Annotated in this window: 7 protein-coding genes; 5 read left to right on the top strand and 2 right to left on the bottom strand. The window is 56.9% G+C overall.

Translation table 11 applies throughout. The annotated features are described in order from the left end of the window. The first annotated feature begins 868 nt into the window (after positions 1–868). Positions 869–1,465 carry a phage integrase N-terminal SAM-like domain-containing protein gene (locus ACQCLF_RS15155; RefSeq protein ID WP_426988790.1) on the top strand — a complete coding sequence of 199 codons (597 nt, stop codon included), beginning with the start codon at positions 869–871 and terminating at the stop codon, positions 1,463–1,465. Between the two features lie 91 nt (positions 1,466–1,556). Here ACQCLF_RS15155 and ACQCLF_RS15150 read toward each other — a convergent pair whose 3' ends face one another. Beyond that, on the bottom strand, positions 1,557–1,805 hold the full coding sequence (locus ACQCLF_RS15150) for a YheV family putative zinc ribbon protein (RefSeq protein ID WP_426988788.1): 249 nt from the start codon (positions 1,803–1,805) through the stop codon (positions 1,557–1,559). 2 nt (positions 1,806–1,807) lie between these two features. Beyond that, positions 1,808–3,871 carry an oligopeptidase A gene (gene prlC, locus ACQCLF_RS15145; protein ID WP_426988786.1) on the bottom strand — a complete coding sequence of 688 codons (2,064 nt, stop codon included), beginning with the start codon at positions 3,869–3,871 and terminating at the stop codon, positions 1,808–1,810. A gap of 204 nt (positions 3,872–4,075) precedes the next feature. Between prlC and ACQCLF_RS15140 the strand changes: the two genes are divergently transcribed. The 4 genes from ACQCLF_RS15140 to ACQCLF_RS15125 all read left to right on the top strand — a co-directional run bounded on the left by ACQCLF_RS15140 (position 4,076) and on the right by ACQCLF_RS15125 (position 7,243). Beyond that, positions 4,076–4,669: a gamma carbonic anhydrase family protein gene (locus tag ACQCLF_RS15140; protein WP_426988784.1), complete on the top strand. Its 594-nt coding sequence runs from the start codon at positions 4,076–4,078 to the stop codon at positions 4,667–4,669. Then, complete coding sequence (locus tag ACQCLF_RS15135) at positions 4,662–4,886, top strand: DUF2007 domain-containing protein (RefSeq protein WP_426988782.1); 225 nt, start codon at positions 4,662–4,664, stop codon at positions 4,884–4,886. The genes ACQCLF_RS15140 and ACQCLF_RS15135 overlap by 8 nt, the downstream gene beginning before the upstream one ends. 169 nt (positions 4,887–5,055) lie before the next feature. After that, positions 5,056–6,417, top strand: coding sequence for an alanine/glycine:cation symporter family protein (locus ACQCLF_RS15130; protein WP_426988780.1), 1,362 nt, complete (start codon positions 5,056–5,058; stop codon positions 6,415–6,417). 130 nt (positions 6,418–6,547) lie between these two features. After that, positions 6,548–7,243 (top strand): hypothetical protein, encoded by a 696-nt coding sequence (locus ACQCLF_RS15125; RefSeq protein WP_426988778.1) that lies wholly within the window; start codon positions 6,548–6,550, stop codon positions 7,241–7,243. The last annotated feature ends 39 nt before the right edge of the window (positions 7,244–7,282 follow it).

The raw sequence follows: 7,282 nt of genomic DNA, 5'->3' as shown, positions 1-7,282 counted from the left end.
GAGTGAGAAAAGATATTATTAGTGGAAAGAATTTCTTCACGTTTAAGGTTTCCTTTATTTGATTGCCTAACGCCCGCAACAGCGGAATATTTGTAGTGGATTGTTTTGCGGTAGCGTAGCGTAAACCGCAAAACAAGAAACGAAAAATATTTCCGACTGGTTGCGATTGTTATCTGCTCTCATGATTCTTTACCGGGGTCAGATCATAGGCCAATGCAATTCCGATATTCTTAAGATTAGCTTCACATATGTCTAATGTACTAGAAAGATATGAAGACCTCTTTATTACCTTCAGGCGCCAAAGATCCCAATTGACGCTCATCCCGCCTTCAACCGCCTTTGAAGATGCAGATGGAGTGTCATCAAACCCATACTCGAACCCACATGAACACATTTGAAAAGAAGGCAAGCCTTCACAGTCGTATGCGGGAGACACTAGTTCGGCACTACCGCATACCGGACATATATGCACCCCGCTTTCAGTTTCGTATAGGAGCAGGTGTTCTCCTTCTTTGGTTACACAGTGATGTTCTTTCATTTACAGATAACATTTGTATATCGAGCCAGCACACTTTTTCATTTTTTGATTTTTTCCAAAAAGCTTACTAACTCACTGAATTTTAAAATGTAAACGGAACTTTAACATAGAAGTTACAAAGAGAATGCGTGCCAGCTCGGTTTTTACTTAGGTGCCGCCTGTTATCTAGCCAGAGAAAATCGTAACGTTTTGATAGTAAAGGAAAATTCATTTCTAAACAGGGGAAAGCGTGACGTGTAAAGATGATATAAACGGCAAACTTTGCAAGCCAAAAAAATATACTGTATAAATATACATAAATCGCCATCATGTTTACAGGGAGTGATTCTGATGCCACCCAGTCCTTTTATGGAAATGATTCGTAACGATATCCGCCTTCGTGGATACAGCATGCGAACAGAAAAAACTTACCTTTTCTGGATAAAGCAGTTTATTCTCTTCAATGAGAAACGACACCCTTCTTCTATGGGGATCGACGAGATTAAAGCGTTTTTAACTTACTTAGCCGTGAACCGCCATGTCGCAGTAAATACGCAAAAAGTCGCTCTGAATGCCGTGGTGTATTTGTACCATAAAGTGCTCGATAAGCCGCTGGGTGAAATTGACTTCGCTCCCGCCAGGAAGCAACGCCACCTTCCCACTACGTTAGATCCCAGAGAGATTCGTGCCATACTGTCCCATTTAACACATCCCCAACAGCTTATCGTTTCTATTCTTTACGGTAGTGGTTTAAGGGTTTCTGAATGTTTACGTCTCAGGGTCCAGGATGTTTGCTTTGATCGCATGGCAATAACAGTCCGAAATGGCAAGGGCAAAAAAGATCGGCAAACGCTGTTGAGTCAGTCGGTGGTGGCTGATATGAAAGAAACAATTGCCAAAGCATTGGCGGTTCAGCAAAAAACTGTTCAGGCACGCTACCGCCCGTAGTGCGACATCATCCATGTGGCAACGGGGGCTGGGCAGGTTGTTGAGTAAAAGTAGCAAATCGGGGAGAGATTGCAAGTTTTGACGCCAGGGCCTAGTGGTCGTCTCCCATGGGGAGGATTTTGACCACTTGTTCCTGGGCTTTGCGGTCTTCTTCGCTGGTGTTGACGCGGGTTTCGGGTTCGCGGTACTGGGGCTGGATGTGCTGCTCCTGCTTGAAACCGCACTCCACGCATTCGCGGTAGTCTTTGCCGTCTTCGTTGTAGACGCGCACTTTGTCCATGGTGGAGCAGCGCGGGCAGATGGCCCCGGCAATGAACCGGGGCGTTTTGCTGAAAGCCATGGTTACGCGGCCTCGTTATTGTGGTCGATGCCGCTGTGGCGCAGCAGGGGTTCGATGCTGGGTTCGCGGCCCCGGAAGTTAACGAACAGTTCCATGGGCGGGCGGCTGCCGCCTTGCTGGAGAATTTCGGTGAGGAAGCGCTCGCCGGTCTCGCGGTTGAAAATGCCCTCTTCCTCGAAGCGGGAGAAGGCGTCGGCAGAGAGCACTTCGGCCCATTTGTAGCTGTAGTAACCGGCGGCGTAGCCACCGGCGAAGATGTGGCTGAAGCTGTTCTGGAAACGGTTGAAGGCCGGGGGTTTGATGACGGCCACTTGGTCGCGCACTTCGTCCAACAGTTGTTGCGGGGCCTTGGGGCTCGCCGGGTTGTACTCGGCGTGCAACCGAAAGTCGAACAGGGAGAATTCCAGTTGCCGCAGCATTTGCATACCGGACTGGAAGTTTTTGGCGGCCAGCATTTTATCGAGCAGCGCCTGCGGCAGCGGCTCGCCGGTTTCGTAGTGGCCGGAGATCAGCGGCACGACGTCGGGCTCCCAGCACCAGTTTTCCAGGAACTGGCTGGGCAGCTCCACCGCATCCCAGGCGACGCCGTTGATGCCGCTAACCGCAGCCACGTCAATCTGCGTGAGCATGTGGTGCAGGCCGTGACCGAACTCGTGGAATAAGGTAGTCACTTCGTCGTGCGTCAATAATGACGGCTTGCTGCCCACCGGTGGCGTGAAGTTGCAGGTGAGAAACGCCACGGGGCGCTGGATGCCCTGCCCGGTTTGTCGGCGCACCCGACAGTCGGCCATCCAGGCACCGCCACGTTTGTTTTCGCGGGCGAAGATATCGAAGTAAAAGCCGGCGATGTAGTCGCCATTTTTGTAGATCTGATAAAAACGCACGTCCGGGTGCCAGCTGTCGAAGCTGGCCACGGGCAGAATCTCGATGTCGTACAGGCGTTTGACGACTTCAAACAGACCGCTGATGACGCGCTCAGCGGGGAAATAGGGGCGCAATTCTTCCTGGGACAGGGCGTATTCGGCTTGCCGCAGTTTTTCACTGTAGTAGGCGAGGTCCCAGGCCTGGAGATCACTGCAGCCCTGCTTCTGCGCAAACTGTTTGAGTTGCTGCACGTCCTTTTCCGCCAAAGAGCGGGACTGGTCCGCCAGTTCGTTCAAAAAGCCAATCACCTGTTCGGTGCTGTCGGCCATTTTGCTGGCCAGGGAATATTCGGCGTAGTTGTTGAAGCCGAGCAGTTGGGCGAGTTCGTGGCGCAGCGCCAGGGTTTCATCAATAAGGGCAGTGTTGTCCCACTCGGCGGCGCTGCTGCCGTCGGCTTTCTGCCCTTCGGCAGAGGCGCGGGTGACGAACGCGGTGTAGGTTTCCCGGCGCAGGGCGCGATCCTCGGCGTAGGTCATGACGGCGAGAAACGAGGGAATATCCAGAGTGGTGACGTAGCCTTCCCGCTTTTTCTGTTGCGCGGTCTGGGCGGCCTGTTCCAGCGCTGAGTCTGGCAGCCCAGCCAGTGCGGTGGCGTCGGTATGGTGTTTGTACCAGGCCTGGGTGGCATCGAGCACGTTGTTGGCAAAGCGGGTGGACAGCTCGCTCAGGCGTTTTTTAACCTCGCCATAGCGCTGCTTGGCCTCGCCCTCCAAGGCGACACCACCGAGACGGAAATCCCGCAGTGCGTGATCAATGGCCTGGCGTTGCGCCTGGCTGAGGTCGTCGTATTCGGGGCTGTCGGCCAGCGCCTGGTAGGCGTCGTACAGACGCCGATCCTGACTGACTTCTGTGCCGTACTCGGTCAGCAAGGCGACGCTGGCGTTGTAGGCGTTACGCAACGCTTCATTATTGCGCACGGCGTTCAGGTGGCTTACGGGCGACCAGGCTTGCTCCAGCCGGTCGTCCTCGGTTTCCAGCGGCAGTACCAGATTCTCCCAGGTTGGTTGCCCGAGGTTTTCCAGCAGCTGTTCACGGTGAGCGCGGTTTTCATCAATCAACTGGCGAATCGCCGGTTCCACATGCTCCGGCTCAATGGCGGAAAACGGGGGCAGTTCGTGGGTGTCCAGCAGGGGGTTGGTCATAGAGTACTTCTCCGACGTTCGCTTTGGGCAACATGGCATTATCCTACAGCATCAGTCGAGGCTCCAGCCCCGGAATTCAAGGGCCTGGGCTAAAATACCGAGTCCGACAACCCGGTGGCAGCATGGGACTGTTGAGTGGTCTGGTTGTGTTACTGCTCGGCGCAGGTACACTGTGCAGGAGACGTAACGCAATCAGGTAAACCCATGACAGACTCTTTGCCCCTGAAGAATGTACGACCGTATCAGGGCCACACGCCACAACTCGGCGACCGGGTTTTTATCGACCCGGCCGCCGTCGTCATCGGCGATGTCACACTCGGTGCCGACAGCTCGGTTTGGCCCTGCGCCGTCATTCGGGGCGACATGCACCGCATTCGCATCGGCGAACGCACCAGTGTGCAGGACAACGCCGTACTGCACATCACCCACGCTGGCCCTTTCAACCCGGAAGGCTATCCGCTCACCATTGGCGATGATGTGACCGTAGGCCACGCCGCCACCCTGCACGGCTGCACGGTGGGCAATCGTGTACTGGTGGGCATTGGTGCCACGGTACTCGATGGTGCAGTCGTGGAGGATGAGGTCATCATCGGGGCAGGTACGCTGGTACCGCCCGGCAAGCGGCTGCAAAGCGGCTATCTCTACGTCGGTACTCCCTGCAAGCAGGCCCGCCCCCTCAAGGACAGCGAGCGCGAGTTCTTCCGCTACTCGGCGCAGAACTACGTCAAGCTCAAAAACACGTATCTTGAAAGCTACCTTCTTGAAAGCCAACTCGAAGAGAACCCGGGCCATGCGTGAAGTCTACCTGCCGGAAAACAACCTGGAAGCCCACCTGGTTCAGGGACTGCTGGAGTCGGAAGGCATCGAGTGCGAAATTCGCGGCGAATACCTCTCCGGCGCAGCGGGTGGTATTCCGGCCGGTAACACCGTCTCCCTGTGGGTGCCAGACGCTCAGGAAGCCGCGGCGCGAAACTTGCTTCGCCGCTATGAAGCCGGGGAATTTGCCGCCGAATAGCTCTCCTCACCCGGACGACGACCGCACAAGCCGCGGTGGGACATAGCCCCTTGGGAGACTCTTGGAGGCATGGATGCCGACATGAAGCCTACAGGGACGTATTCACGGCGGGTCTCCCAAGGGGCTATGTCCCACCGCGGCGACCGCCCGACCGCCAACCGAGGAGAGAATGGAAGAAATATTCAAGCAGTTCGCCAATCTCATGTGGGGAACACCGCTGGTTATTTTGCTGGTGGGTGGTGGCCTCTTCTTCGTGCTCTTCTCCCGGGGCCTCCCCTACCGGCACTTCCGCCACGCCTTTCAAATACTGACCGGACGCTATGACCGCGCCGAGGACGCGGGCGATATTCCCCACGCCCAGGCACTGAGCACGGCGCTGTCCGGCACGTTGGGGCTGGGCAATATCGGCGGCGTGGCGCTGGCGATTACCATGGGTGGGCCCGGCGCGGTGTTCTGGATGTGGGTCACAGCCGTGATCGGCGTGGCCACTAAATTCTATACCTGCACCTTGGCGGTGATGTACCGGGGCGAAGACAGCCTGGGCCGCGTGCAGGGCGGCCCTATGTATGTGGTGCGCGAGGGGCTGGGCAAACGGTGGTGGCCACTGGCTGCCCTGTTCGCGTTTGCCGGGCTGCTCGGCACCATGCCCGCCTTTCAGGTAAACCAGCTGGTGGAAATTGTACGGGTGGTAGTGGCGATTCCGGCGGGAGTGACCACAGAGCAGAACCATTTTACCTTTGATTTGCTGCTGGGCGCGCTTATCGCGGCGCTGGTGTTGCTGGTGATCAGCGGGCAAGTGCAGCGGGTGGGCCGCATTACACTCAGGTTAGTGCCCTTTATGGTGCTGCTCTATTTGGGGCTCACGGCCGTGCTGCTGGTGCGTTACGCGGGGGAAATACCCGCCGCGCTCACGCAAATCGTGACCGATGCCTTTACTGGGCAGGCCGCTGCGGGCGGCGCTCTCGGCACGGTGATTTTAATGGGCGTGCGCCGCGGCGCCTTTTCGAATGAAGCCGGTGTCGGCACCGAATCCATGGCCCACGGTGCGGCCAAGACCAAAGAGCCTGTGCGCGAAGGGCTGGTGGCCATGCTGGGGCCGGTAATCGACACGCTGTTGGTCTGTACCTGCACGGCGCTGGCCATTTTGGTCACGAACAGCTGGCACGGCGGTGACGACGTGAACGGTGTGCTGTTGACGGCAGAGGCCTTTGAAACCGCGTTCCCGGAATTCGGTGCCCGCGCCCTGGTGCTGGTGGTGGCGCTGCTGGCGCTCAGTACGCTGTTCACATTCTGGTACTACGGCAGCAAATGCCTCGGCTTCCTGATCGGTGCTCAACACCAGCACCATTACCGGTGGATTTATGTGGGGCTGGTCTTGTTCGGCAGCGTGGTCAGCATCGAGGCCATTGTGGGATTGCTGGATGGCTTTTATGCCATGATGGCGATTCCGACCATGGTGTCCGCCCTGTTGCTCGCTCCCCGGGTGAACCGGGCCGCGAAAGATTATTTTGCGCGAACCCATGAGGGATAAACGTACACAACACTCACAGTTTTTTACGCTTTAAAACCCGGTTTTCCACCTCCAACCGCACCAGAGTGGCGTATGATCCTGAAGATCGGCCGTCATTTCGACCGTCGAGCGTCTACTCTGGAGGCTGCTTATGCCCAGTGTTCTCAAACGGGTGCGCCGGACCCCATTACTCGGCCGTGCGCTGACCCTCGTCCTGGCCACGCTATGGCTGGCCGGTTGCACCAGCCCTTCCTCGCTGCCACTGGCGGATGACCATCTTCGCTCAGCGGAGCCCGGCAATTTCGATCATGTGTTTGTCGCCGAGGACAAGCGCCTTCCGCAATTCAGCACCGTTTTCATTGAACCGGCAACGGTCGCCCTGAGTGATTACTGGCTCCGTGAACGCCGCACGGAATACACCCAGCGGGATCTGGACCGTATTCAGGAAGACTATGGACGTTACCTGAATGAAGCGCTCAGCGAGGGATTGTCCGAGGAGACCGGGCTCAAGATCGTGGAAGACCGAACGAGCGCCGATATGGTGTTTCGTCCGCGGCTGCGCAACCTCAATATCTACGCCCCCGACCTGAGTGTGCCCGGCAACAACCGCTATTACACCCGGGAGGTGGGCAACGCCACGTTTGATCTGGTGATTGAAGAGCCCAACGGCAAGGTACTGGCGCAATTTATTGATCACCGGGAAACCCAGGGTTTCGCCGGGCAGGATCTGGAGTGGACCACGCGCGCCACCAACTATCGCCAGTTCAGCCGCCTGATGGAGCGTTGGACTTCCAACCTCAGTAGCTACTTGCTGATCGCCAACGCCGTCCCCCCGGCGACCGAGTAACCACTACAGGGCTGGGGCAAACTTCACCCGGCCCCCCAC

The sequence above is a fragment of the Marinimicrobium sp. ARAG 43.8 genome, assembly GCF_050113635.1.
Classification (GTDB): Bacteria; Pseudomonadota; Gammaproteobacteria; order Pseudomonadales; family Cellvibrionaceae; genus Marinimicrobium.
The sequence above is the reverse complement of the archived record's forward strand: the minus strand, read 5'-3'. Positions and strand labels throughout refer to the sequence as shown.

Excerpts from the sequence above, each read along its gene's own strand:
- ACQCLF_RS15155 (WP_426988790.1), top strand. The coding sequence starts at position 869 with ATGCCACCCAGTCCTTTTATGGAAATGATTCGTAACGATATCCGCCTT.
- ACQCLF_RS15150 (WP_426988788.1), bottom strand. The coding sequence starts at position 1,805 with ATGGCTTTCAGCAAAACGCCCCGGTTCATTGCCGGGGCCATCTGCCCG.
- prlC (WP_426988786.1), bottom strand. The coding sequence starts at position 3,871 with ATGACCAACCCCCTGCTGGACACCCACGAACTGCCCCCGTTTTCCGCC.
- ACQCLF_RS15140 (WP_426988784.1), top strand. The coding sequence starts at position 4,076 with ATGACAGACTCTTTGCCCCTGAAGAATGTACGACCGTATCAGGGCCAC.
- ACQCLF_RS15135 (WP_426988782.1), top strand. The coding sequence starts at position 4,662 with ATGCGTGAAGTCTACCTGCCGGAAAACAACCTGGAAGCCCACCTGGTT.
- ACQCLF_RS15130 (WP_426988780.1), top strand. The coding sequence starts at position 5,056 with ATGGAAGAAATATTCAAGCAGTTCGCCAATCTCATGTGGGGAACACCG.
- ACQCLF_RS15125 (WP_426988778.1), top strand. The coding sequence starts at position 6,548 with ATGCCCAGTGTTCTCAAACGGGTGCGCCGGACCCCATTACTCGGCCGT.